This is a genomic window from Shimia abyssi (assembly GCF_003014475.1).
Taxonomy (GTDB): Bacteria; Pseudomonadota; Alphaproteobacteria; order Rhodobacterales; family Rhodobacteraceae; genus Shimia; species Shimia abyssi.
In genome coordinates this window covers 104,078-127,836 of the sequence record NZ_PYGJ01000005.1, presented here as the reverse complement: position 1 = coordinate 127,836, position 23,759 = coordinate 104,078, and the positions used below count along the sequence as shown (strand labels likewise).

General features: G+C 57.2%; 23 protein-coding genes. 11 read left to right on the top strand and 12 right to left on the bottom strand.

The window, feature by feature from the left end; all coding sequences use genetic code 11:
• Positions 1–69 precede the first annotated feature (69 nt).
• The gene (locus CLV88_RS10620) at positions 70–426 is read left to right on the top strand and encodes a diacylglycerol kinase (protein WP_106608368.1); all 357 of its coding nucleotides are present in this window, start codon (positions 70–72) and stop codon (positions 424–426) included.
• A 10-nt stretch (positions 427–436) separates the two neighbouring features.
• Here CLV88_RS10620 and CLV88_RS10615 read toward each other — a convergent pair whose 3' ends face one another.
• Both CLV88_RS10615 and rimO read right to left on the bottom strand, forming a co-directional pair.
• Positions 437–1,219 carry a hypothetical protein gene (locus CLV88_RS10615; protein WP_106608367.1) on the bottom strand — a complete coding sequence of 261 codons (783 nt, stop codon included), beginning with the start codon at positions 1,217–1,219 and terminating at the stop codon, positions 437–439.
• A gap of 65 nt (positions 1,220–1,284) precedes the next feature.
• Positions 1,285–2,688, bottom strand: coding sequence for a 30S ribosomal protein S12 methylthiotransferase RimO (gene rimO, locus CLV88_RS10610; protein ID WP_106608487.1), 1,404 nt, complete (start codon positions 2,686–2,688; stop codon positions 1,285–1,287).
• A 95-nt stretch (positions 2,689–2,783) separates the two neighbouring features.
• Here rimO and CLV88_RS10605 point away from each other — a divergent pair, with 95 nt between their 5' ends.
• The 4 genes from CLV88_RS10605 to CLV88_RS10585 all read left to right on the top strand — a co-directional run bounded on the left by CLV88_RS10605 (position 2,784) and on the right by CLV88_RS10585 (position 7,692).
• Positions 2,784–3,173: a hypothetical protein gene (locus CLV88_RS10605; RefSeq protein ID WP_165798860.1), complete on the top strand. Its 390-nt coding sequence runs from the start codon at positions 2,784–2,786 to the stop codon at positions 3,171–3,173.
• Between the two features lie 466 nt (positions 3,174–3,639).
• Positions 3,640–5,535 (top strand): AsmA family protein, encoded by a 1,896-nt coding sequence (locus tag CLV88_RS10595; RefSeq protein ID WP_106608365.1) that lies wholly within the window; start codon positions 3,640–3,642, stop codon positions 5,533–5,535.
• Positions 5,536–5,555: 20 nt separating this feature from the next.
• Positions 5,556–6,755 (top strand): multidrug effflux MFS transporter, encoded by a 1,200-nt coding sequence (locus CLV88_RS10590; RefSeq protein WP_106608364.1) that lies wholly within the window; start codon positions 5,556–5,558, stop codon positions 6,753–6,755.
• Positions 6,756–6,945: 190 nt separating this feature from the next.
• Complete coding sequence (locus CLV88_RS10585; RefSeq protein ID WP_106608363.1) at positions 6,946–7,692, top strand: prephenate dehydrogenase; 747 nt, start codon at positions 6,946–6,948, stop codon at positions 7,690–7,692.
• Positions 7,693–7,765: 73 nt separating this feature from the next.
• Here the strand turns inward: CLV88_RS10585 and CLV88_RS10580 are convergent, their stop codons facing one another.
• The gene (locus CLV88_RS10580) at positions 7,766–8,353 is read right to left on the bottom strand and encodes a GcrA family cell cycle regulator (RefSeq protein ID WP_106608362.1); all 588 of its coding nucleotides are present in this window, start codon (positions 8,351–8,353) and stop codon (positions 7,766–7,768) included.
• 206 nt (positions 8,354–8,559) lie between these two features.
• Here CLV88_RS10580 and CLV88_RS10575 point away from each other — a divergent pair, with 206 nt between their 5' ends.
• A complete protein-coding gene (locus CLV88_RS10575; RefSeq protein WP_243403630.1) occupies positions 8,560–9,360 on the top strand; it encodes an ABC transporter permease in 801 nt (266 codons plus the stop codon).
• A gap of 14 nt (positions 9,361–9,374) precedes the next feature.
• On the opposite strand, the gene CLV88_RS23020 is transcribed toward CLV88_RS10575, so the two are convergent.
• The gene (locus CLV88_RS23020) at positions 9,375–9,518 is read right to left on the bottom strand and encodes a hypothetical protein (protein ID WP_165798859.1); all 144 of its coding nucleotides are present in this window, start codon (positions 9,516–9,518) and stop codon (positions 9,375–9,377) included.
• Positions 9,519–9,607: 89 nt separating this feature from the next.
• A complete protein-coding gene (gene gap, locus CLV88_RS10570) occupies positions 9,608–10,606 on the bottom strand; it encodes a type I glyceraldehyde-3-phosphate dehydrogenase (RefSeq protein WP_106608361.1) in 999 nt (332 codons plus the stop codon).
• A 361-nt stretch (positions 10,607–10,967) separates the two neighbouring features.
• On the opposite strand from gap, the gene CLV88_RS10560 reads away from it, so the two are divergent.
• From CLV88_RS10560 to CLV88_RS10545, 4 genes are all read left to right on the top strand, one after another.
• The gene (locus tag CLV88_RS10560; protein WP_106608359.1) at positions 10,968–12,617 is read left to right on the top strand and encodes a hypothetical protein; all 1,650 of its coding nucleotides are present in this window, start codon (positions 10,968–10,970) and stop codon (positions 12,615–12,617) included.
• A 160-nt stretch (positions 12,618–12,777) separates the two neighbouring features.
• A complete protein-coding gene (locus CLV88_RS10555) occupies positions 12,778–13,236 on the top strand; it encodes a (2Fe-2S)-binding protein (RefSeq protein ID WP_106608358.1) in 459 nt (152 codons plus the stop codon).
• A 3-nt stretch (positions 13,237–13,239) separates the two neighbouring features.
• Positions 13,240–15,480 carry a xanthine dehydrogenase family protein molybdopterin-binding subunit gene (locus tag CLV88_RS10550; protein ID WP_106608357.1) on the top strand — a complete coding sequence of 747 codons (2,241 nt, stop codon included), beginning with the start codon at positions 13,240–13,242 and terminating at the stop codon, positions 15,478–15,480.
• Between the two features lie 154 nt (positions 15,481–15,634).
• A complete protein-coding gene (locus CLV88_RS10545; RefSeq protein ID WP_106608356.1) occupies positions 15,635–16,015 on the top strand; it encodes a response regulator in 381 nt (126 codons plus the stop codon).
• On the opposite strand, the gene CLV88_RS10540 is transcribed toward CLV88_RS10545, so the two are convergent.
• The 3 genes from CLV88_RS10540 to CLV88_RS10530 all read right to left on the bottom strand — a co-directional run bounded on the left by CLV88_RS10540 (position 16,012) and on the right by CLV88_RS10530 (position 18,296).
• A complete protein-coding gene (locus tag CLV88_RS10540) occupies positions 16,012–16,347 on the bottom strand; it encodes an Hpt domain-containing protein (RefSeq protein ID WP_106608355.1) in 336 nt (111 codons plus the stop codon). The genes CLV88_RS10545 and CLV88_RS10540 overlap by 4 nt on opposite strands.
• Positions 16,348–16,366: 19 nt before the next feature.
• Complete coding sequence (locus CLV88_RS10535; RefSeq protein ID WP_106608354.1) at positions 16,367–17,833, bottom strand: sensor histidine kinase; 1,467 nt, start codon at positions 17,831–17,833, stop codon at positions 16,367–16,369.
• A 79-nt stretch (positions 17,834–17,912) separates the two neighbouring features.
• Positions 17,913–18,296: a hypothetical protein gene (locus CLV88_RS10530; protein ID WP_106608353.1), complete on the bottom strand. Its 384-nt coding sequence runs from the start codon at positions 18,294–18,296 to the stop codon at positions 17,913–17,915.
• A gap of 583 nt (positions 18,297–18,879) precedes the next feature.
• Here CLV88_RS10530 and CLV88_RS10525 point away from each other — a divergent pair.
• Positions 18,880–19,467, top strand: a complete 588-nt coding sequence (locus CLV88_RS10525) for an acyl-homoserine-lactone synthase (protein ID WP_106608352.1) — start codon at positions 18,880–18,882, stop codon at positions 19,465–19,467.
• A 58-nt stretch (positions 19,468–19,525) separates the two neighbouring features.
• On the opposite strand, the gene CLV88_RS10520 is transcribed toward CLV88_RS10525, so the two are convergent.
• The 4 genes from CLV88_RS10520 to CLV88_RS10500 all read right to left on the bottom strand — a co-directional run bounded on the left by CLV88_RS10520 (position 19,526) and on the right by CLV88_RS10500 (position 23,713).
• Entirely contained in the window at positions 19,526–20,593 is a 1,068-nt protein-coding gene (locus CLV88_RS10520) for a response regulator (RefSeq protein WP_165798858.1), read from the bottom strand.
• Positions 20,594–20,906: 313 nt separating this feature from the next.
• The gene (gene cobF / locus CLV88_RS10510) at positions 20,907–21,659 is read right to left on the bottom strand and encodes a precorrin-6A synthase (deacetylating) (RefSeq protein ID WP_106608349.1); all 753 of its coding nucleotides are present in this window, start codon (positions 21,657–21,659) and stop codon (positions 20,907–20,909) included.
• 21 nt (positions 21,660–21,680) lie between these two features.
• The gene (gene cobA / locus CLV88_RS10505; protein WP_106608348.1) at positions 21,681–22,400 is read right to left on the bottom strand and encodes a uroporphyrinogen-III C-methyltransferase; all 720 of its coding nucleotides are present in this window, start codon (positions 22,398–22,400) and stop codon (positions 21,681–21,683) included.
• Positions 22,397–23,713 (bottom strand): cobyrinic acid a,c-diamide synthase CobB, encoded by a 1,317-nt coding sequence (locus CLV88_RS10500; RefSeq protein WP_106608347.1) that lies wholly within the window; start codon positions 23,711–23,713, stop codon positions 22,397–22,399. Before CLV88_RS10500 ends, cobA begins: the two co-directional genes overlap by 4 nt.
• Positions 23,714–23,759: the final 46 nt, after the last annotated feature.

Genomic DNA, 23,759 nt, shown 5'->3' with positions numbered 1-23,759 from the left:
GAGGTGGATCAGTAACGGTGCGCGTTGCAACACGTTGCGGGCTGGGCAAGAGTGACCATGGGAGGGGCCATGCGGAAATTTATTGAACACACCAAAAATCGCTGTGTATGGAGCTGGGCCGGGCTGGTCGCGACGTGGCGGTCTGAGTTTTCGTTTCGCAGCTGGGTCTGGGTTAATCTGGTTTCTGCGGGGCTGGCGCTGTGGTTGCCGTTGAGCACGGGGGAGAGAGCGCTGATATTGGCGCTGGGGGTGTTGGTGCTGGCGGCGGAGCTGTTCAATACGGCGATTGAACGGGCGGTGGATTTTATCTCGACCGAGAAACACGAACTGGCGCGGCTGGCCAAGGATGCGGGCAGCGCGGGTGTGGCGATGACGGCGATTGCGGCGGGGGTGGCTTGGGTGGTTGTGTTGGTGGGGATGGTCTAGGGCGTGTCCTTCAATCTCCGAGCGAGAAGTTTTCTATTGATCCATCGCCAAGCGCCGCTCGTCGCTCCTCAATCCTGGATTGGGCCGAGACGTATCTGGCGGAAGCATAGCTTGGATGAGAAATCGATATTCTAATTGTCTCAAGATCAATTTGTTCGGACGGCGAAATTCGATTCCCGATGTCGCGCGCGTAATCGAACAAGTGCGCGACCATCGCTCGAATGACCTCCAAATCGTAAGCCAGATCTCCACGGACTGAATCGATTAACAATCGATGGCGATCCGAAACTTGCCCAATCGTTCTTGAACGCGCAACTTGGTATCTTGAGAATATTGTAGTCATCCATTTTCTGGTTACTTCATCAGATAACTCTATGCATTCTTTGAGTACGCCTACAGTTGCTTCGTCGATTTCCAGCCGACTTCGGACGATATCGGAATTGTCAGGGTCATTAAGGAAGATCTCTTCTTCCAATGCTATACCAGTTCCGTTTTCTGCGATCTCGTGAAACCTTGAAAGTGCCAAAGGCAGAAGTGCTTTGGAAGCGAGCAGAGATTTCTTCCTCGTTTCATCAAAAATGCGGTTTTGGTTGGCGATACTGGTGAGAACACCTGCCACTGCAATACCTGAACCGAGAAGGGCCACTAACGCGCTGATACCGTATGTCCAATACTTTGTGTATTCGTCGGATAGTTCAGCCTCAATTGCGATTATGAAGCAAACGCCAAGAACTGCGCCCAAGAACCCGCCAATTGAGAAATTTCGAAGAACACCATTTTCAAAGCTATTCATTAGTTCACCCGGTGGTTAGTAGGGCTCCGCCCGTGCATTTCGGAAACGCTCCACTGGAGCGTTTCTCATTTCGAAATGCACCCCCAAAGATCATACTCCCCCGCTTCGTCTACTTCAACGCGAACAATATCTCCGACCGACAACCCGTCCGTTCCCTCATCGATAAACAGGTTCCCGTCGATCTCGGGGGCGTCGGCCTTGGTGCGGCAGGTGGCGATGCCTTCGGCGTCAATGTCGTCGACGATCACGTCCATGACCTTCCCGACTTTGGCGGCGAGTTTGCCCTCGGAGATGGCCTGTGCTTTTTCCATGAAGCGATCCCAGCGGTCTTGTTTGACCTCGGCCGGGACGTGATCGGGCAGGGCGTTGGAGCGCGCGCCGTCGACGTTTTCGTATTGGAAGCAGCCGACGCGGTCGAGCTGGGCCTCGTCCATCCAATCCAGCAGGTGCTGGAATTCGGCTTCGGTTTCGCCGGGATAGCCGACGATGAAGGTGGAGCGCAGGGTGATGTCTGGGCAGGTGGCGCGCCAGCGGGCGATTTCGTCCAGCGTTTTGGCGCCAGCCGCCGGGCGGGCCATGCGGCGCAGCGTGTCGGGGTGGCTGTGCTGGAAGGGGATGTCGAGATAGGGCAGAACGGCGTTGTCAGGGTCGGCCATGAGCGGGATCAGGTCGCGCACGTGGGGGTAGGGGTAGACGTAGTGCAGGCGGACCCAGAGGTCTTTGGCCGTGCCCAGTTTCCCCAGTTCGCGGGAGAGATCGGTGATATGCGAGCGGACCTCGCCGTCTTTCCACGGGTGGGTGGAATATCTGCGGTCGAGCCCGTAGGCGGAGGTGTCCTGCGAGATGACCAGCAGTTCCTTGACGCCGCTTTCGACCAGCTTTTCCGCCTCGCGCAGGATCGCGTGGGCGGGGCGGGAGGCGAGTTTGCCGCGCATGTCGGGAATGATGCAGAATTTGCAGGCGTGGTTACAGCCCTCGGAGATTTTGAGGTAGCTGTAGTGGCGTGGCGTGAGCGAGACTGAGCGCGCCGGGAGCAGGTCGACAAAAGGGTCCGGATCGGGGGGCACGGCAACATGCACGGCGTCGAGCACCTGTTCATATTGGTGCGGGCCGGTGACAGCGAGGACCTTGGGGTGCGCGCCGGTGATGTATTCGGGTTCCGCGCCAAGGCAGCCGGTCACGATGACCTTGCCGTTTTCCTGAATGGCCTCACCTATGGCCTCAAGGCTTTCGGCCTTGGCGCTGTCGAGAAAGCCGCAGGTGTTCACGAGCACCGCATCGGCGCCGGAATAGTCCGGCGACACACCGTAGCCTTCGGCGCGCAGGCGGGTGAGGATGCGTTCGCTGTCGACCAGTGCCTTGGGGCAGCCGAGCGAGACCATGCCGATCGTGGGCTGACCGGGGCGGCTGGTGGGCGCGACTTGGGCGCGGGCGAGATCGGGGCGGAGTTCGGGCGGATTGCTGGACATGGGGGGCATATAGGGGATGCGGACGGGTTTGGGAATTGCTGAAATGACCGGAAGGGGAAAGGTAGGGTTGAGTTGGTATGGATGGTGAGACCGGTATGGGTGAAAAGAATGAAAGCGGGCTGAAACCGGCGAATGAGGAACCTTGGTATGTGTTGATGACTCTTTACGAACAACGAGAGTGGGAGGATCTTGACTGGGAGCTTCATGAGAAGAACTGGCGGGTTTGGAATGAGGGGCTTAGCGCCGAAGAACAGGAGAGCGCGGCAGAATCGACTGGGATAGACGTGGCGGAGTTGCGAGGCTGGGATGAGGCGAAAGTCGAAATTGCGGACAGACATGCGCTGATCTGGAAGGCGCGCGATGGTGCGTCGGACTATCCCGGTCGGCCGTCTGTTAAGGGCGAAATTGACCGGTCAAAAACCACCGCTAGGATCTATTTCGCCACGTTCATCGCTGACGCTTTGTTCGCCTCCGCCAGGCGTTGACCCAGCAGGGGCTGACGGTTGAAGCGCATTTCTTTTTTTGCGCAAGATGCGAGCGGCGGAGGATGATGAGCAAGGTGCCGCATTGGCTGTTTCGGGTGTTCTCGAATTATGGGAGTCGATAGTCTATCCGGTTTGGTGGTTAGTTGGGTGTTAGGCGATGGGGGTTGCGGCATTCTGGGGGTGTTTTGCGAGCACGGGCGGTGGTTGGGTGGGCACGGCGATGGAGCTGAGTTTATACAATCTTTTTCCGATTTTTGGCTTTGGGCGACTGTATTTGAGAGACGTGATTGAGGTGTCTCCACCGTCCTTGATCACTTGGTCGGGGTCTCAGAAGGTGCTCAGCCTGCCAATGTTGTTCCTCTTTGGCCTACGCGCGCGGTTTCGGTTGCGGTGACGGGAGTTTGAGTTGCCTGATTGTGGCGCGCGCGGATAGGCTGGAGGGACAGGCAGGTTTGAGGAGTGTGGTATGCGGTTGATCCGGGTGTTGTTGGGGGCGGTTGTTGTTGTCGTGGTTGGGTTGATCGCGCTGGTGGTGTTGCTGCCGGGTGAGAAGATCGCACAGCTGGCGGCGGATCAGGTCAAGGCGCAGACCGGGCGGGATCTGGTGTTTGAGGGCGATGTCGGGATCAGCTGGTATCCGGTGTTTGGGGTTTCGACCGGGCCGGTGTCGCTGAGTAATGCGGATTGGTCCGAGGCAGGACCGATGTTTGAAGCCGAGAGCGCGGCGATTGGCGTGGATGTGATGGCGGCCATTACCGGGGATATCCGTATTACTAAGATAGAGGCGGTGGCGCCTGTTGTGCTGTTAGAAAAGGCGGCGGATGGGCGGGTGAACTGGGAGCTGTTCCCCGCCGGGGGAGAGGCGGCGCCGGGTGCGTCCACGGCCACGTCGCAGCGTCAGATTTCGCTGGAGTCGCTGACCGTCAAGCGTGCGCGGCTGAGCTATGTGGATCATGGCGGGGATCGGTTTGATCTGGACAACCTTGATCTGGCTTTGGCGTGGCCGGGGGCCGATGCGCCGGCAGAGCTGTCGATGACGGCGCGTCCGGCGGGGCATGACGTGGATGTGACGGCAACTGTCGGGCAGTTGAGTGCGTTGATGAATGGCGATGTGTCGACATTGGTGACTAAGGTCACGGCCATTGGCGGGACCGTGGATTTTGACGGGCGCGTCGGGATTGCACCAGAAATGGCGGGGCGGCTTGTGGCAGATTTGTCAGATGCCACGGTGTTTATGGGCGCGCTAGGGCTGGGCGGCGGTGTGCCGGGGCCTGCGCGGTTTGAAGGTGATGTAACCCTGACGCGGGATTTGGCGGTCAGCCTGCGCAAAGGCGTGATTACCGGGCTGGGCAACGCGGTGCAGGCCGAGGCGGATGTGGCGCTGGGTGGGGTTAAACCGGTTGTGACGGCGAATGTCGTGGCTGGACGTTTGGCACTGGGGGGCGCCGAGGGAGAGGCAGATGCCCCGGTGAGCGGTGCAGGCGGCTGGTCGAAAGCGCCGATTGACGCCAGCGCGCTGGCCCTGATTGACGGGCAGATCGAGTTTGGTGCCGAGGCGATTGATCTGGGTGATATGGTGATTGGGCGGACACGGGCAACGGTGAAGATCGACAATGCCCGCGCGGTGGCGACGCTGCACGAGTTGCAGGCTTATGACGGTGTGGTGACGGGCTCGTTCGTGGCCAATAACCGCAGCGGGCTGTCGGTGCGCGGGGATCTGAACGTTGCGCAGATCGCGCTGAAGGGGCTGTTGGGGGCAAGTGCTGGCATAGATCGGTTCACCGGCAAGGCGGATGTTGTGGCCAGCTTTCTCAGCTCGGGCGCGTCGCAATATGACATTATGAATGCGCTGAGCGGGTCGGGCAATGTGGCCGTGGGGCGTGGAACCATCGAGGGGATCGATCTGGACAAGCTGTTCCGGGGTGACACCAGCGGTGGCACGACCGTTTTCGACAGTATGAGTGCGAGCTGGTCCATCAAAGGTGGCGTGTTGCGCAATGAGGATCTGTTGATGGAACTGCCACGGATTGTGGCTAGCGGTATAGGGGACATCGGGCTGGGGCAGCGGGTGTTGGATTACACTTTTACACCAAAGCTTCGCAGCGAGGATGGATCGGGGCTGGCGGTGCCGGTGCGGATTGATGGCAGCTGGGACAACCCGAGGATCGCGCCGGACCTGGATGCGCTGTTGAAACAGAACCTTGATGAAGAGCGCAAAGCCCTGGAGGAAGAGGCTAAGAAGAAGCTGGAAGAGGAGCTGGGCATCGTCAAGGAAGAGGGGCAATCCACCGAAGATGCGGTCAAAAAGAAGCTGGAGGAAGAAGCCAGCAAGGGGCTTTTGAAGCTGCTGGGCAACAACTGAGGAACGTGTCAGAAGGGGGGATGTTTCAAGCCGCCCAAACGCCTCCTCGCATATCGACCTTGATCCTGTTGACGGGCATTTCGGTGCTGTCGTTGAATATGTTTCTGCCGTCACTGCCAAACATCGCCGCTGAATTTGGTGTATCGTTTGGCATGGCGAACCTGTCGATTGCCGGGTTCCTTGGGGTGACGGCCGTTTTGCAAATCATTATGGGGCCGTTGTCTGACCGATACGGGCGACGGCCGGTTTTGCTGGCAGGGCTGGCCGTGTTTGCGATTGCGTCAGTTGGGTGTCTATTGGCGCGGGATATTTGGGTATTTCTGTTTTTCCGGGTTTTACAGGGCGCGATTGTTGGCGGGATGGCGTTGAGCCGCGCAGTAGTGCGGGACATGTTTGACGAGCGGACGGCGGCCAGTCAGCTGGGCTATATCTCGATGGTGATGGCGATTGCGCCAATGACTGGTCCCATGATCGGCGGGTTGCTGGATCAGACGTTTGGCTGGCGCGCGAGTTTTGTTTTTTTTGTGCTGGCCGGGTTTGGGTTACTGGTTTTGGCGTGGCGCGATTTAGGGGAGACCAACACGTCACCCACCAAGACAATCCTGAGCCAGTTCAAAGCCTATCCCGAATTGCTGCGGTCGCGGCGATTTTGGGGATATTCCATCTGCATCACGTTTTCGCTGGGCGCGTTTTATATCTATATCACCGGCGCGGCGCTGGTGGGGGCGGCGGTGTTTGAATTATCCCCGGCGGCGACCGGGCTGGCGGTGGGGGCAATCACTATGGGGTTTGCGTTTGGCAGTTTCCTGTCGGGGCGCATGTCTAAACGCTACCCGGTGTTTGTGATGACGCTTGCGGGGCGCATTGTTGGCGCGGCGGGATTGTTGCTGGGGCTGACACTGGTGCTGAGCGGGATTGTGACGCCGATTTCGTTTTTTGCACCGGTCATTTTTGTGGGTGTGGGCAATGGTTTGACTCTGCCGGCGGCCAATAGCGGAGTGATGTCGGTGCGCCCCAAGCTGGCGGGCAGTGCGTCTGGCATGGCGGGTGCCATGAGTGTTGCCGGGGGCGGTTTGCTCACATGGGCGACTGGGTTGCTTTTGACGCCCGAAAATGGCGCGGTCATGTTGCTGGTTCTGATCCTGACCTCTGTGGCCATTTCGCTATTGGCGGCGTTTTATGTGCGTTGGGTCGACATGCGAGAGCCTGTGCAGGCTTGACCCAAGCCCAATCCTGTGCGAGCCAGTGGCCATGACACAGAGCTGCACTAACACGTTTGTCTATTATCCCCTGTCCACATAGTGGCGGGGTGATTGTGATGTTCAACCGCCGCGTTTGGCGGGGTTGAGCGACGCAGCTTTCAATCAAATTTGATCCCGACCTGCGCGGCCCCGAGATGGGAATATTGTGATGGGTTTAGGAAAAAGGCCGCGTTTGGGGCTGATTGGATTTGGTGGGTTTGGCCGGCTTATGGCGGGTGCGCTATGCCCGCACATGGATATTCTGGTCTGTGATCCGGCCTATGTGGGCGCAGTGCTGGACACAGGCCAGGCTCTGCCGATGGGTACGCTTGAGGATGCTGCGCAATGTGACATCGTTGTATTATGTATCCCGGTGGCACGGGTGCCGCATCTGTGCGCGCGCCTTGCGCCATTGTTGAAGCCGGGCACGTTGGTTGTGGACGTTGGATCGGTCAAGGTCGAGCCGATGCGGGTGATGGATGAGCTGCTGCCGAGCCATGTGGATATAGTGGGCACTCATCCGCTGTTTGGGCCACAAAGCGCACGTGACGGCATTGCCGGACACAAGATTGCCGTGTGCCCATTGCGCGGGGTGCGGTGGCGCTCTGTGGCGGGGTTTCTGCGTCGTATCGGGTTGGACGTGATTGTGACCACACCCGAAGCGCATGATCGCGAGGCGGCGATGGTGCAGGGGCTGACCCATCTGATTGCGAAGGTCTTGGCCGGTATGGGGCCGTTGCCGGAGCGAATGACTACGGCGAGTTTTGAGCATTTACGCGCGGCCATCGGCATGGTGCAGGATGATCCGCCGACGGTTTTGCATGCGATAGAGACCGCGAACCCCTACGCTGCCGACATCCGCAGCGCTTTTTTCGAGCGGGCAGAGCGGTTGCGGGTGCAGTTTGACGGGGTTTGAGTGTTGGCGCGAAACAAAAAAAGGCCCAGACATATGTCTGGGCCTTTGATTGATTATTACCAAGCGGGGCGGATCAGCGTTTGCGATCGCGGCGCGAACTCATCGGTTGGAAGGCGACGCCGACATGGGCCTCGCAATAGGGTTTTCCTGCTTGGACAGGCAGGCCACAGAACCAGAACTCATCTGTTGCAGGGTCGCCAACGGGCCATTTGCAGGTCCGTTCGGTCAATTCCATCAGCGAGAGCTTTTTGGCTGTCTTTTCAACTTCGTTGACCTTAGCCAAAGCCTCTGGGCTGATTTCGTTGGCCGACGGCTGCGGCGGCAAGGGTTGGCCTGCGGGAATGATCGCCTTGCGCAATGATTGCGCGGGTTTTGGCGGCACGGCCGGTTCGGTTTTGGGCTCTGGTTTGGATTCTGCGACCTTTGGCTTGGGCGCGGGGGGCGCCTTGGGCTTGGGCGCCGGCTTTGGCTTGGTCTCTACCTTAGGCTTGGCATCGGCTTTGGCCCCACCGGTCGACCGGTTGGACAGCCCGAGACGATGCACCTTGCCGATCACGGCGTTGCGCGTCACACCGCCTAGTTCTTTGGCGATTTGGCTGGCCGACTGGCCTTCGCCCCATAGTTTCTTCAATAGCTCTACGCGCTCGTCGGTCCAGGACATTACTGCTTCCTTAGCTGTCGCACGTCGCGCCCCTTGAGAATGCTTGCCGGCGATGCCTGACGCCATGCATTTCAAAAGGTCACGAAATGCATGAAAAAGCGACCCCGTCGGAGCCGCCTCTGCAAATCTTGATCAGGGGCCTATTCTAGCCACCCCGCCCTGAGTTACAAGGCCGAGAATCACTTCTGGAAGAGCAGGATCAGGCAATGAATGATTTAGAGATGGGCGTCCGTCGTTTTGGCCGGGTAAACTGGTTAGGCATGTGGACGCTGATCAAGCGCGAGATCATGAGGTTCTGGGCCGTTTGGACGCAGACATTGCTGGCGCCACTTGTCACGGCGGGGCTGTTTGTTCTGATTTTCTCGATCGCCATCGGGCCGTCACGGGGCGATGTGATGGGTGTGCCGTTCACTGTTTTTCTTGCACCCGGTATCATGACGATGACCGTAATCCAGAATGCCTTTGCCAACACGTCGTCCTCTCTTGTGATCTCTAAGGTGCAGGGCAATATTGTGGATACTTTGATGCCTCCTTTGTCGCCAGCGGAAATTGTAATTGGGTATTTGGTAGGTGCGACGGCGCGTGGATTTCTAGTCGCGACGGGTATTGCCGCCGGGTTTGTTCTTGTGCTGGGTATATCCATTGCAAACCCAATCTGGTTGATCGTGTTCATAGCCTTGGGCGGTGCACTGATGGGCGCTATTGGGATCGTGGCTGGTGTTTTCGCCAACAAGTTTGATCAGATGGCGGCGATTACAAACTTTATTGTCACACCGCTCGCGTTTCTGTCTGGCACGTTCTATTCGGTGTCCGCCCTGCCGGAGAGCCTACAGGTGATTACGCGGTTCAACCCGATCTTTTACCTGATTGACGGCGCACGTTATGGAATGATTGGTGTTTCTGATGGCGCGCCATGGTTTGGACTGGCAGTCGTGGTCGGTGCGCTGCTTGTGGTTCTGGTATTGGCGTGGTGGTTGTTTAAAACTGGGTATCGGCTAAAAAGCTGATACCGGGCAAGGGGTTAACGCCAAAAGGCGACCCACTCGATCAGGTCAAAAAACTTGCGTGCCAATAGCATAGTCGCATCGCCACTGTTGAAAATCAGATCTGCGCCAAGACCGGCGAGGATCAGCACAGTGAGAAAGACAGCGATTGGATTGGTCATGACGCACTGCGCCCCCGGGGTTTGTAGTAGTCAAAGCAGATATGCCTGACCCCCCCCGGAGGCGCAAGAGAGGTTTGAAAAAGTGTGTCTTAGATGCGGCCCATCTTGGAGGCGACGTCGGCCATACGTGCCGAAAAGCCCCATTCGTTGTCATACCATGCTAGAACACGCACGAGGCGAGAGCCCAAAACCTTGGTCTGGTCAGCGGCAAATGTTGAGCTTTCGGTGGTGTGGTTGAAATCAACCGAGACCAGCGGTGCTTCGTTATAGCCCAGAACACCCTTCATTGCGCCAGCGGCGGCTTCGGCCATAACCGCATTCACGTCTTCAGCGGTGACGTCTTTGGAGGCGGTAAACGTCAGATCGACGGCTGAAACATTTGGAGTTGGTACGCGAATGGCGGACCCGTCAAGCTTGCCCTTGAGTTCTGGCAGCACCTCGCCAAGCGCCTTGGCGGCACCGGTCGACGTAGGGATCATGGACATTGAAGCGGCACGGGCGCGGTAGAGATCCGAGTGGCGACGGTCTAGCGTGGGCTGATCGCCGGTATAGGCGTGGATCGTTGTCATGATGCCATTTTCGATTCCAAATGCGTTGTTCAGAACCTTGGCCATCGGAGCGAGGCAGTTTGTGGTGCATGATCCGTTGGAGATCATGTTGTCATTGGCCTCGAGCTGGTCGTCGTTCACGCCAAACACAATGGTCTTTTGCACGTTTTTAGCGGGTGCCGAGATCAGGACTTTCTTTGCGCCACGCTCGAGGTGCTTGTTGGCCTTTTCGCCGTCGTTGAAGTTGCCGGTGCATTCCAGAACGACATCAACACCTGACCAGTCTAGCTCGTCCATATCGTAGGTCGAGAACATACGGATCGGACCTTGACCAACATCAAGTGTACCGTTGCGGGCGATTACTTCGTTGCGGAAGCGGCCATGCACACTGTCATATCGGATCAGGTGTGCGGCTGTGTCCAGCGGCCCGGTGGCGTTTACTTTGACGACGCGCACGTCTTCGCGCGCTTCCTCTGCGATGTGCATGAGGGTGCAGCGACCGATACGGCCAAATCCATTGATACCTACGGTGACGGTCATGACAATCTCCTGAAATCGCGAAAGCTGCGGATGCTGATGTTGTGTTTCCTATAGTGGTCTTGCTGCAATCGCGAAAGATAAAAGCGCCCAAAAAAGAAAGTGTTAGCGATAAATGTGACGGTTTGGCGTTCGGTTGCGCTAACGATTATCCACCGGTTTCGCTAACGGTGAACCGCCATTGCTGCAACTGGTTAAGCGGCGATGATTCGCCGCAAAATCTGGCGGTTCTGCCACAGTGCAGCATTGACGCCATGCGTAGCGCTCAAAAGCTGGAAACGGACATGCATTTGAGTTAGACCACTTTCAATCGGTGTTTTGAACCAAGGCGCTTGGTTAAGCGCCATGTAGAAAGTGGATTGCTATGACTTATTCCAAGCGCCCTGTCAGACGAAGCTGTATCACAGGCGGTTTCTTGGGATTGATCGCTGGAGGCCTTGCCAGCACTGTATTCGCGGATGGCCACACGGCCAATGCGCCTCTGGAAGCACCATATCGCCACCAGTTTAACTTTCCCACTGGTGTGACGCTGGACAAGGGCGAAGCAGACGCGACCGTCGGTTTGTTGCACACGATACCCGGCTCTACAAACGCCGCGGGCGGTACCGGCAACCAGGTCTATTTCTTTGGTTTTAACTATGGGATTTCCGACAGGTTCCAGCTGGGGTTCTCGCAATCCGCCTTTCAGGATCCGCCTCCCACACCGATCAATGGCGCGCTGAACCCGATCCGGGTCCGCTCGAATGCGTTTCACGGCACCTTTCGTGTTCTTGACAATGAGCAGTGGAAAATCGCCGCCGAAGCGTCGATTGAACACGCGTTGCTGCGCAATCTGACCGGTGTTGCCGGGACAGAATATTCGGGCGCGATCGGGAGTGTTTATGTTCCGATCAGCTATGCGCCGAGCCGCGAATGGTTGCTGACAGCAACGCCGGGTGTCAGTTTTTTGCCTGACTCGATTGGCGGCACACGGCTTTATGGAACAGTTGCGTCGATGGGATTTGGCGCCACTTGGAAGCCCACTCAACGCTTTGCGGCTTATGGGTCGGTCAACGTGCCGCTATCAGGCAACAACACAGTAACCACAGCTGGAACCGTAGATCAGGTGCCGGTCTGGACTGTGGGTGCGCGGTTTAATGCGACACCCAAAGTTGCGCTGGATGTCTTCTCCACCAATGGCATGGGCATTACCCCGGCCACCCGTGTGCTGACCTTCTTCCCGGACGGCGACGAAGCGTTGGTCGGTGCCATGGTCACATATACGCCGGGCGAGCGTGAAGGCTATCGGCCCAACTATCGCGGCCTGTCTGGCGAACCGTTGAGCAAACGACAGCAAGAGCTGCAAATTGACGGGATCACGCTGAGTTCGCCTGATACATTGAGCCCGGGGCGGGTTGCCCTGACCGGGTTTGCTGGTTCGGAAAACAGCTGGTCAGGAGGTATTCAATTCAGCCCCGACTATGATTTTCAGATTGAGGCGGCCTATGAACAATGGTCGGATGACGGCTCGCTTGGGCGTCCGACGGTGCCGGGCTTTGCCGAAACCTGGGTTGTCGGCGGAACGATCCGCCTTATGGACCAAAACAACGGCAGCCCGTTCTCATTGGCTGGTAAGGTGCTGATGGGGCGCGAGGAAAACAATGGCGACGGCACGTTCTTTGCCAGCGTCCCGATGTCTTATAAGGCCAATGACGGCTTTGCGCTGATGGCGGAACCTAAGGCTGCGGCATGGGGGAGCACTGAATCCTTCGGTCTGGGTCTTGGCGTTAATGCGTCACCCATAAGAGGGCTGAGCGCGTTGGCCGAGATCACACCGGTCACCGAAGGACCAAATTCGCTGGTTTGGGCCGCGGGTGTACGCTGGCGTCCGGCCAATACCGGCTTGAATTTGGAGTTGAGTGCAAGCAACGCTGTTGGGCGCTATGGCTACGGCACCATGGTGGCGCAAGACGACGTCAAGATCAGCCTTGGCGCTACGCTCGTGCTTGACGGGCGCGGTCTGAAGTTCTGGTAAAACGCCCCGACGACATGCCATTCGGCCGGTGTGGCCGGGTGGCGCAATACGCAGAAATTTGGCACGATCCGCGAGTAAACTGGCGCGACCTGCGAGACAAATCCTTCTGAAGCCACACTATTTTCCTTCTGTATCCATTCGGAACAGCAGGAGAGATAACGTGGAATTGATCGTGGATGGGCAGCGACACGAGGTGGATGTCGAAGATGACATGCCGCTGCTGTGGGTGCTGCGCGATGAGCTGAACATCAAAGGTGTGAAGTACGGCTGCGGAATTGCGGCCTGCGGCGCGTGCACGGTGCATATCGCAGGTCAGGCCGTGCGGTCCTGTCAAACTTATGTGTCAGATGTGGATGGACCCGTGACCACGATCAACGGGCGGGGTCGCCCAGAGGCGCTGCACGCGGTGCAAGAGGCCTGGATCGAGACACAGGTTGCTCAATGCGGTTATTGCCAGTCGGGGCAGGTGATGCAGGCGGCGGCACTGTTGTCGGACATTCCAAACCCGAGTGACGCGGAAATCGACGAAGCGATGTCGGGCAATCTGTGCCGGTGTGGCACCTATCCACGCATTCGGGCAGCAGTGAAGCTGGCCGCTGCCAAGGCACAGGGAGCGTGACCCATGGGTAAAGTTGGCAAGATAGCGCGTCGTTCGTTTCTGATCGGTTCTGCGGCTCTGGTCGGGGGCGTCGCGTTTGGGGCGTATAAGGTGAAGACACCGTATGACAATCCATTGGAAGACGCCGTTTCGGCGCAAGGGGCGACGTTTAACCCTTGGGTCATGATTGACACGGACAAGATCACGCTGGTTGGTCCACATGGCGACAAGGGGCAGGGTGTAGCACATGCGCAGGCTGCACTGATCGCCGAGGAACTGGACCTAGAGTTTGGACAGTTCGAGATCAGTTTTGGCGCACCTGACAAGGCCTATTGGAACCGTGCACTGGCGGATGAAGGCGTGCCGTTCATGTCGTCGGACGCGAGTTTTATCGCCGAAAGCATGCGCGACGTGATGGGGGGTATGGTTAAGCTAATGGGGATGCAGATCACCGGAGGCTCGACGACCATTCCTGACAGCTTTGATAAGCTGCGCATGGCTGGTGCAGTTGCACGTGAGACGTTGAAGGCGGCGGCGGCGCAGAGAGCGGGCCTTGATGTTGCGCGACTGAGCACCAAGGGCGGACATGTCGTGCTGCCGAGTGGTGAAAAGCTGTCTTATCAGGAGTTGGCCCCAATCGCGGCGACGATAGACCCTGTTACGGACGTTACGCTGCGCGATCCAAAGGCGTGGCGGTTGATCGGCAAGCCGATGCAACGGATGGATGTAGTGGCCAAGTCGACCGGCACACAGACTTATGGGATCGACCTTGAGATTGATGGCGCGGTTCACGCAGCGGTTAAGGTGAACCCACGACAGGGTGGCGCGCTGAAGGGCTTTGACGCGACCGACGCTTTGGCGATGCGTGGGGTGTCGAAGGTTGTCGAGATAGCCGGCGGTGTAGCTGTGATTGCGGACAACACATGGCGCGCGTTTCAAGGGGCCGAGGCATTGTCGGTCGATTGGGGCGACGCGCCATACCCGGCGGAGCAGGCAGATCATTGGAAAGTGATCGAGGGGTCATTCAATGAAGAGCAGCTGGACAAGACGTGGCGCGATGACGGCGATGTCGTCGCGGGGCTGACAGAGGGCAGCCTGGTGTCGACAGAGTATCGCGTACCCTACGTCGCACACGCGCCGCTGGAGCCGCTGAACGCCACGGTACTGGTTGAAGAGAATGGTGTCACCGTGTGGACAGGCCATCAGATACCGCGCCAGTTGCAGGTGCTGGTTGCAGCCATCACCGGGCATGTACCTGAGCAGGTTGCGTTTCACAACCAATACATGGGCGGCAGTTTCGGGCATCGGCTTGAGTTTGAGCACATCAAACAAGCAACCGAGATTGCCAATCAAATGCGTGGTACGCCGGTCAAGCTGACTTATTCGCGTGAAGAGGATTTTGCCCACGACTTTCCCCGCCAACCGGGGATTGCCCGTGCGAGCGGTACAGTGCGCGACGGCAAGGTTGAAACGCTTGATTTGCAGATTGCCATGCCTTCGGTTGTTGCGTCGCAGATGGGGCGGGCGGATATTGCGGTGCCGGGGCCGGACAGTCAGATCGCAGCGGGCGCGTGGAACAACCCTTATGCCATCCCAAATTATCGCATGAGGGCGTATCGCGCGCCGGAATTGGCGCCGGTGTCGTCGTGGCGCTCGGTGGGTGCGTCGGCCAACGGGTTCTTTTTCGATTGCGCGTTGGATGAGCTGATCCATGCGGCGGGTGCCGATCCTATGGCAGAGCGTCTGCGGCTGATTGACCATGACCCGAGCCGCAAAGCTCTGGAAACGGTGGCTGAAATGTCAAACTGGGGTGCACCGCTCGAGGCTGGTCAAGGCAAAGGGGTGGCCTTTGTCGAAAGCTTTGGCGTGCCAACCGCAGAAGTGGTGCAGGTACGCGCCACGCCGGATGGCATTCGGATCGAAAAGGTCTGGGTCGCGGCGGATGTTGGAAAGGTTGTCGATCCGGTGAACCTTGAAAACATGTTGCAAGGCGGAGTCGTGTTCGGCCTAGGTCACGCAATAAACTGCGAGATCACTTATTCAGACGGGATGGCCGAACAGTCGAATTTCGATAGTTTTGAGGGATTGCGGCTGTATCAATGCCCTGAAATCGAGGTGCGTGCCCTGGAAAACGGTGCCAAGATACGCGGCGCAGGAGAACCGCCTGTTCCGCCCGCTGCGCCTGCCTTGGCCAATGCGATTTATTCTGCAACGGGGCAGCGCATTCGCAGTTTGCCTTTGTATAGCCACATCGACTTTGTCTGACGCTCAGCGTCATTGTGGCGCTGAACTGCATCAAAGACTGGCGCGACCCTCGCGGGTTAGCGCCAGTTTGCTTTTACATGATACAATCGACCTCTTTTTTCCGGTCACACAGCACGATAGGATTTTGCATAATCGCAGGGATTGGAGCGCGGGAATGGTGCAGGTCAGACGAATTTTGCATGTCGAAGATGACCCGGATATTCGGGAGATTGCCAATCTTGCGCTGGCCGAACTGGGCGGGTTTGACGTTTTGCAATGCGAAAGCGGCGCTGTTGCGCTGAGCAAAGCCGAAGCGTTTGCGCCGGATGTGATTGTGCTGGACATGATGATGCCGGGGATGACCGGGATTGAAACCTTGGCGGCGTTGCGCAAGATCCCGTCTTTGGCCCAGACCCCAGCCATTTTCATGACCTCCAAGAACGTCGCAACCGAACATCAGGATGTCATACAAAACGAGGCGGCAGGTGCCATTCAAAAGCCGTTTGACCCTGTGACCTTGCCGGAGCAAATCCGTCGCATTGCCGAAGCGTCCTAGCCGCGCGCGACGGCGGCGCGCAGTTCGTCCGTGAGCAGCTCAGTTGCCAAAAGAATATCAACCAGCGTTTTGCCTGTGGATTTGTTTTGGCGGGCCGTGTCGATAAGTTGCTCCGTTATCTCAGCCTGTCGGCCCATTGCGGTCAGCCCATATGTCGCGCCGATCCCGGCAAGCTTGTGGACGGCGAAATACAATTGTTCGAGCGTTTGGGGGCATGGGCCCTTGGTCAGTAACGTTGCTGTTAAATCTTCAAGCTCTTCTTCGCGTTTGGGTAATCCGGCGACAAAACGGGATCTGAGAGCGGCAAGAGCGGTATGGTGATTTTTGGCCATTTGACGATCCGCTCTGTATTCAGCGTGTTTCGGACATCAGCGGGATCTCGACATAAAAGCGGGTGCCCTCACCAAGTACGCTTTCATAATCGATGTAACCCTGATGGTCGGACACGATTTGCTGGACAATCGACAAGCCCAGGCCTGTGCCATCGTGGCTGCGTTTGTCTGAGCCATCAACCTGAGTGAATTTGCCAAAAACCAGATCGCGTGAGTTCTCTGGAATGCCTTCGCCAAAATCTTTGACTTCCAGTACCGCTAAGTCGCTGTCGCGTTTAACGCAGAGTTCGATGCGACCGCCCGCAGGCGAAAATTTTGCTGCGTTAGACAGCAGGTTGTTGAGGACCTGCATCATGCGTTCGTAGTCAGCCAAAACCGTCAGGTCGGGCTCAATTTTTGTAAGAACAACGTCCACATCGTATTGATCGGCATAGGGCGCAATAGACTGGCGGGCTTCCTCGAGTAGGTCAGACAGGTCCAAAGGCGCAAAATTGTAAGTCATCTTGTCGGATTCCATCTTTTGGATGTCCAACAGATCGTTGATCAGTTTACTAAGACGCTGGCTGTTTTTGTGCGCGATGTTCAGCATCCGCGTTGCGCTTTCGGGATTGTCGGACAAGTCCGCATCCCGCAATAGGCCAAGCGCGCCGTTGATGGATGTGAGTGGCGTGCGAAGCTCATGGCTTACGACGGACACAAATTGCGACTTAACTTCATAGGCGTCGCGAGCGCGGTCACGTTCAGTGCGCAGTTCTTCGAGTTGATCCAGCCCGCGCTGATATAGTCGCAGGAAGATGACCGAGCATTCCAGAACGAAATAGAGGACAAAGATAGCGGTGGCGAAGTGCAGCCACATCTTAGACCCATAGAGCGGGTTTTCCATCCAGATGTCATGTGCTGGAATGTAGATGAAGAGGGCACCATAAATCACGAGACGCACAGCCAGAACCTGTGGCAATTGGTGATTGTTGACGGCGGCAAACAAACCGGCTGCAAACAGGAAGAACAGCGACGTAAAGTGCTCTGCTGGTCCCTCAAGCTCAGCGACCAGCAATGTAAATGTGGCCACAGCAAGCGAACTGAATAGGTTGGACAAAAACAGAAATGCCAGCAGGCGACGTGTGTGACGGAATGAGTGGTTCTTGCGGTTAACCACCTTGAGCGACACAAAGCTGTCAAAGATATCAGCGAGTTGGCAGAATAGGTAGCAAAATGCCGCTACGGGTATGCTGTAGTAAAAGCCACACAACAGAGCGGATCCGAAATAGATGCCCTGGCGCTGCCAAAACAAGGCCAAGCCGCCACTTGCAAAATCGTGGAGCTGTTTTTCATACCGGCGGACATTCTCAATACTTGGTGTCTCGGCAAACATGAACCGAGCAAGCATACGTCCTAGGCGATGTCTCAGCGTGTTGACTTCGGCTGGCCGTTTGGAAATGTCAGTATGCATTTTGCGATACCCGGTTTGTGGTTTTGTCCCACTCATGCGGAACGGTCTGGTCGCTCTACTCAATCCTAGAATTGTGACTTAAGCGTGGTGTGCGTTCGGCGGGAGTTCGTTGATTTCAGTGCATCCAGACCATTTCCGGCAGAGAATACTTTCGTCCGGCGTGGAACAATTCCGGCCAGCTTTGGGCACGGCAGTTGAAATCGAGCAATAGAAAGGTTGTATCAATGTAACTGGTCTTGTGCGGGATATATCCAGATTGGGCAAAGGTGCCCGTCGCTTCGATGACGTCGCCAGGCGAAGTTTCGTCGCGAAACCTCTTGATGAGATCGGGGTTTTTAAGTGTGAAACACACGCGCTCGGGGTGAGCAAAACCCGGAGCTGAAGCGCCAGTGCTGGGATTGGGCGAAACATCAATCAGAAGTTTCTGTTCGGGTTCTCGCAATAACATGCTCCCGACAAGTTCGCCTTTTACGTGAAACGTCATGAAATAAGGTGACATGTTACCCTCTTGGCAGCGACAGATGTGGTGTGCGGTCCAGGAACTGGTCCGTGAATTCACAGCATGTTTGGGCAAAGGGGCAAATTCGTGGTCTCAAGTTGGAGAATCCACGATTTTGTGAACCACAATGGTAAAGGGCGGATGTGCAAAGAGCGTCCTGCAAATTGTGCATGCCGCTAGCAAAGTGACAATATGTTGAGCATGAGTGTCATCTTGGGCGGTGTTTCTGCCACACCCAAATCCGCCTAAGCTAGAGAATGGCATTTTTTGGTGGAATTTTCGACAGTTATGTGTCTGTCTTAAAAAAAAAATGAGGCAGAGCAGTTGCTACGCAGTTTCAAAACTAGCGTGGCCGAAACGGTCGACCGGTTGGTCGTTCCGTTTGGGTACATGTCATGTTCTCGGCTACGGTCTTGGCCGCAGCCGATATTGAACGTGCGCATGATCGGTTTTCGGGCTGAGTATACCCCCATCTTTAGACCTCAGAAAAATTGGTTTTCCGGACTTGCCCACGCGTTGGTCCGGCTGTGTCTTTCGCCTGTGTGGTTTCGAACTAAATCGACATCTAAGGAGAGATGGGGACATGCTAGCAACCACCCTGTCCTTTGAGAATTTGCACGTCCACGGCGAGTTGCTTGTTAAGCTTCTGAAAGCGCGTCGACAGTGTTTTATTGTTCAGAATAAGTGGAACCTGCCGGAGGCGGAGGGAATGGAGTATGATCAATACGACACGCCTGCCAGTCGCTGGATTGCCGTTCACGATGGCGGTGACGTTCTGGCGGGTATTCGGCTGACGCCCACAACGGCGCGTTGCGGGATGTATTCCTATATGATCCGGGACGCGCAAAAGGGGATGCTAGATGCGATCCCCACGGACTTGTTGGATTTTGAAGCACCTGTGGATGTTAATATTTGGGAATCCAGTCGCGTGTTTATTTCAAACAAAGTACCCGCAAGTTCCCGTACCAGAGTCCAAGCCGAACTGATGAACCAGTTGATTGCCACCTCGCGTGAATTGGGCGCGACCAAAGTGCTGGGGCTGGTGCCGGCTGTCTGGTCGCGGTGGATTGGACGCTTGGGGCTGGTTGCGGAACCCGCGGGGCCGGTTATGGAAATGGACGGCGCGCGTGTTCAGGTCGCGTTGATGGATCTGAGTAAGACGAAGCACTAATGAAAGGGCAGCGCCGATGACGCTGCCCGCATTCAAAATTTCGGTTGATTGGGAAATGCTATCCGTATGCTTTGGCATCGGGAAGTGTGTTTTCTTCACGCAATGCGTCCTGAAGCAAGACCTCATAGGCGCGTCGCTCCATTTCACTCTGGAAACCAGAGCGGCGGTGAACACGCGCTGTTCTGCGCAAAAGGGAGAGGATTTCCTTTTGGTTCTTGGCGCGTTGCTCGGCGTTGGCTCCGGCTTTTTGCAAGGAGAACATTGCCCCGGCACGCGTAAGCGATCGCATGGAAACAGGTTCGCCGACGCAAATTTTAACGTTCTGATCGTCCACATGCAGCGAGGGCACATAGTCTAGACGCGAGTTCAGTTCCACTTCGAAACGTGTGTGTGAAAATGCGCCGATCTTTGGCACCATGACCAAGAACATGCCGTTGCCTCGATAGGTGGCCATAGCATCGTTTTCGGCAAGCACTGACATGGTTTCGCTGGCGATGTCTGACAACATCTGGCGGAACGAGATATGGCTGACCGAGTCAAACAGGCGCTCTACCCCGGCAATCTTGATCGCAAAGACCGAAGAACGCAGCAAAGACGCGCGAGATAGCTGCATGAGGTAGTTTTCAAAAGCCACATAGCCAACGACCTGCGTGATCCCGGACAGTTCGACAGGTTCATTGAGGCTGTGGGCGGTATGGGTCATCAGGTCGCGCTTAAGCGCGGACATTTCAGAGGTACCCTCAATCACGCGTGCCTGTTCGCCGGCAAGCTTGTCTGCCACATTGATGCGGGTGAACAGCTCTAGAAAGTCGAAGGGTTTAGTGATGAAATCCGTGGCTCCGGCGGTAAAGGCAGCGTCGATGTATTTCTTTTGCGACATGGCTGTCAGCATCAGGATTGGTTTTCGCGCATAGCCCTTGGTCTTGCGGATTTTCGAACACAGGGTAATGCCGTCCATGATCGGCATCTGGATGTCGAGCAGGAAGCAGTCAAAGGGATCATTCTCTCTGGCAAGCATACGGATGGCTTCCGGGCCGGAGGAGGCGACCTTGATCGTGTGCGCACTCTTGGCGGCAACTGCCTCAATCAGCAGTTCGCGAATGCTCTCGTCGTCGTCGACGGCCATTATTTTCATATCCTCAGCCCTTTCTCTTCGGCTGTTCATTCGAAAACAAAACAATACACACTATTTGCACACGCGCTGCTTGAGGCGGATTTCAGGCCGCGCACTGCAAAATGTGCTCAAGGAATGCGTCGAGAACGGGGCAAAAACTGGGTTATTGCGCATTTGGTTCGAATTTTCAGGATTATGGTAATTTTTGACGCCAACGGGCGTCAAAAATCGCGCAAAAAGGACCAATTTCAACGGTTTGCGGGGTATTGTTCAGGCCGAATTCAGATTCGCATAGAGCAATTTTCGGCCCAAAAAGCGCGTGATGTCACATTTTACGCAATAGATAGATATCCATGATCCACCCGTTTTGAGCGCGCGCAGAAGCTCGGGCTTCGACAATTTCTGCGTGAACGTCCACCAGCGGCCCTTCGATCAAGAGTTGAATGGGCATGCCGACATAGGCGCCCCACCAGATGCGGTATTTATCCAGGTCAAGATGCTGAAAAGAGCACTCTCCGTCTAGCATGATCGCCACAGTCTCGGCACCCGCAGGCCAGCCATGGTCGCGTAAATTGCGCCCTGTCGTGATCTGGACAGCCCCGGCCAATGTGTTGAGCGGGATGGCGTGCGCCGCAGTCAGCATCTGGAGCGAGGTGATGCCGGGCACGACCGAGACTTCGATATTGACCCCCTGCGCTGTGAGACGATCAGCGATGCGCAGTGTGGAATCATATAGCGATGGATCGCCCCAGACCATCAGCGCCACATGGCCGTCGGGATGGGCGTGCCGCGCAATGAGTCCACCCCAGATCGCGGCGAGCGCATCGTGCCAGGTGTTGACACCGTCAAGGTATTTTGGCGTCGCCGCGTCGCGCACCGGATAATCGAACTCGACGATCTGAGGTGTAGTTTGCAATATGTCTTGCGCGATCATCCGGCGCAAATCGGCCAACTCGGTCTTGTCGTCACCTTTGCGGGGCAACAGGATCAGGTCCGCACTTTCAAGCGTACGGATGGCCTGAAGGGTTAGATGATCTGGGTTGCCGCTGCCGATGCCGACGAGAGAGAGCTTAATCATAGGGGCGTCCGTCTTGAAAGGTCAGCTTTCGGCGAGGTCGCCAAAAAGGATGAGGCCGGGCGTGCCGGAGATCTCGGATGAGAGCTGTTTGGCGAGGTCGGACATGGTGGTGCGCTGCAGGGTCTGGTCGGCGTGGCTGACGTTTTCCGCCAAGAGGGCCGGACAGTCGCGCCGCAGACCCGAGGCAAAAAGTTTCTCGGCCAAGGCCGGAAAGGTGCGTTTGGGCATGAAGAGCACGGTTGTCGCGCCGGGATCGGTCAGTGATTGCAGATGCAGATCGCCGGGCAAAGCACCAGCCACGTCGTGACCGGTAACAAACTGAACCCGTCGCGCCACAAGGCGGCGGGTTAGTGGGATGCCAGCGGCGGCGGCAGCGGCGCAGGCCGAGGTGACACCGGGAATGATCTCATAATCGATCCCGGCTGCCTTGAGCGCGTCGGTTTCTTCTTCGAGCCGTCCAAATATGCCGCTATCGCCGGATTTCAGACGCACGACATGTACGCCGGATTGGGCATAGTCCACGAGCAGCTGGCTGACGTGGTTTTGTTTTGGCGATGGTCGACCCGCGCGTTTGCCGACGCCGACCAGATCGGCCTCTGCGCTGGCATGTTCGAGGATCGGACCGGACGAGAGATCATCAAACAGGATGGCGTCGGCCTTTTTCAGACGGTCCACGGCCTTGAGCGTGAGCAGTTCCGGGTCGCCGGGACCAGAGCCGACAAAGCTGACAAATCCGCTCATTTGCTGGCCTCTGCGATCAGGTGGAAGAAGGTGCCGGTCGTATTACCGCGTAAAGAACCGGTTTCGGGTACAGGGTTGCCGTCGGCGTCGCCCACTTGGGCCAATGGCGCGTCGGGCTCTTCGAGGATGGTGGAATAGTGGAATTCGTGCCCACGCAGGCGCGCACCAGCCCCAAAGCCGGGCATTGGGGCGTGCAGGCTGGCTTGTCGGTAACCAAGGTGGAATTTGCGTTTTTCGTATGAGGTGACAAGGCCAAGCAGCCCAGCCATCTGGTGGCGGGTGCCTTCCTTGTCGATCAATGCGGTGCCTAAGGCCATGTAGCCGCCGCATTCACCGTGCACGGGCTTGGTTTCAGCGTGTTTACGCAAGCCGGAGAGGTATGTGGCATTGGCGGCAAGGGTGCCTGCGTGCAGTTCAGGATAGCCGCCGGGGAGCCAGACGAGATCGGCGTCGGTGGCAGGGGCTTCGTCGGCGAGGGGCGAGAAGGACAGAATTTCCGCGCCCGCATTGCGCCAACCCGTCAAAACGTGGGGGTAGGTGAAGGAAAAGGCCGCATCCTGAGCCAGCGCAATACGTTGCGCGGGCGGTTTGGGCAGAGCGCCGGGAGTTGAGTGAGGCGTGCCAGCAAGGGCGGCGGATTTGATCGCCTCAAGGTCGACATGGTCACGCAGGAAGGTGGCGTAGCCTTGGATCGCCTGTTCGAGGTCGGAGTGTTCAACAGCCTGGATCAGGCCGAGGTGGCGTTCTGGTAGCGCAAGATCACCCCGGCGGGGCAGTACACCCAGCACCTTGACGCCCGCATGGTCCATACCAAGGCGGGCGAGGCGTTCGTGACGTGGCGAGGCGCAGCGGTTGAGGATAACACCCGCAAAAGGCAGGTCGGGGTTATAGGCTTTGAAACCAAGCGCGGTGGCGGCGGCCGATTGCGCCTGACCGCCTACGTCGATCACCAGCACAACAGGCCAGCCCATGCGCAGTGCGGTTTCTGCCGAGGAGCCAAAGCCGCTTTCACCACGTGTTGCAACACCGTCGAACAGGCCCATGGAGCCTTCGGCAACGACGATATCTGCACCTTGCGCCTGATCGGAAATGCCTGAGACCAACGCGTCGTGCATGGCCCAGGTGTCGATATTGAACGACGGGCGGTGTGCTGCGACGCGGTGGAAGGCAGGGTCAATATAGTCAGGGCCGGACTTGAACGGTTGTACGGTTAGCCCGTCCTCAGCAAGAGCGCGCAAAAGGCCAAGCATCACGGTGGTTTTACCAGTGCCGGAGGACGGTGCGGAGATCAGGAGGCCGGGAGGAAGGGTCATGTGATGTGATCCGAGATCTAAGGTGTTTGGGGGTGGAGCCAGCGGG

Coding starts and splice junctions, on each gene's coding strand:
- gap (WP_106608361.1), bottom strand. CDS start 10,606: ATGACCGTCACCGTAGGTATCAATGGATTTGGCCGTATCGGTCGCTGC.
- rimO (WP_106608487.1), bottom strand. CDS start 2,688: ATGTCCAGCAATCCGCCCGAACTCCGCCCCGATCTCGCCCGCGCCCAA.
- CLV88_RS10520 (WP_165798858.1), bottom strand. CDS start 20,593: ATGGCCGTCGACGACGACGAGAGCATTCGCGAACTGCTGATTGAGGCA.
- CLV88_RS10525 (WP_106608352.1), top strand. CDS start 18,880: ATGCTAGCAACCACCCTGTCCTTTGAGAATTTGCACGTCCACGGCGAG.
- CLV88_RS10530 (WP_106608353.1), bottom strand. CDS start 18,296: ATGTCACCTTATTTCATGACGTTTCACGTAAAAGGCGAACTTGTCGGG.
- cobA (WP_106608348.1), bottom strand. CDS start 22,400: ATGAGCGGATTTGTCAGCTTTGTCGGCTCTGGTCCCGGCGACCCGGAA.
- CLV88_RS10550 (WP_106608357.1), top strand. CDS start 13,240: ATGGGTAAAGTTGGCAAGATAGCGCGTCGTTCGTTTCTGATCGGTTCT.
- CLV88_RS10575 (WP_243403630.1), top strand. CDS start 8,560: ATGAATGATTTAGAGATGGGCGTCCGTCGTTTTGGCCGGGTAAACTGG.
- CLV88_RS10540 (WP_106608355.1), bottom strand. CDS start 16,347: ATGGCCAAAAATCACCATACCGCTCTTGCCGCTCTCAGATCCCGTTTT.
- CLV88_RS10615 (WP_106608367.1), bottom strand. CDS start 1,219: ATGAATAGCTTTGAAAATGGTGTTCTTCGAAATTTCTCAATTGGCGGG.
- CLV88_RS10590 (WP_106608364.1), top strand. CDS start 5,556: ATGTTTCAAGCCGCCCAAACGCCTCCTCGCATATCGACCTTGATCCTG.
- CLV88_RS10535 (WP_106608354.1), bottom strand. CDS start 17,833: ATGAGTGGGACAAAACCACAAACCGGGTATCGCAAAATGCATACTGAC.
- CLV88_RS10545 (WP_106608356.1), top strand. CDS start 15,635: ATGGTGCAGGTCAGACGAATTTTGCATGTCGAAGATGACCCGGATATT.
- CLV88_RS10585 (WP_106608363.1), top strand. CDS start 6,946: ATGGGTTTAGGAAAAAGGCCGCGTTTGGGGCTGATTGGATTTGGTGGG.
- CLV88_RS10580 (WP_106608362.1), bottom strand. CDS start 8,353: ATGTCCTGGACCGACGAGCGCGTAGAGCTATTGAAGAAACTATGGGGC.
- CLV88_RS10500 (WP_106608347.1), bottom strand. CDS start 23,713: ATGACCCTTCCTCCCGGCCTCCTGATCTCCGCACCGTCCTCCGGCACT.
- CLV88_RS10595 (WP_106608365.1), top strand. CDS start 3,640: ATGCGGTTGATCCGGGTGTTGTTGGGGGCGGTTGTTGTTGTCGTGGTT.
- CLV88_RS23020 (WP_165798859.1), bottom strand. CDS start 9,518: ATGACCAATCCAATCGCTGTCTTTCTCACTGTGCTGATCCTCGCCGGT.
- cobF (WP_106608349.1), bottom strand. CDS start 21,659: ATGATTAAGCTCTCTCTCGTCGGCATCGGCAGCGGCAACCCAGATCAT.
- CLV88_RS10620 (WP_106608368.1), top strand. CDS start 70: ATGCGGAAATTTATTGAACACACCAAAAATCGCTGTGTATGGAGCTGG.
- CLV88_RS10605 (WP_165798860.1), top strand. CDS start 2,784: ATGGGTGAAAAGAATGAAAGCGGGCTGAAACCGGCGAATGAGGAACCT.
- CLV88_RS10560 (WP_106608359.1), top strand. CDS start 10,968: ATGACTTATTCCAAGCGCCCTGTCAGACGAAGCTGTATCACAGGCGGT.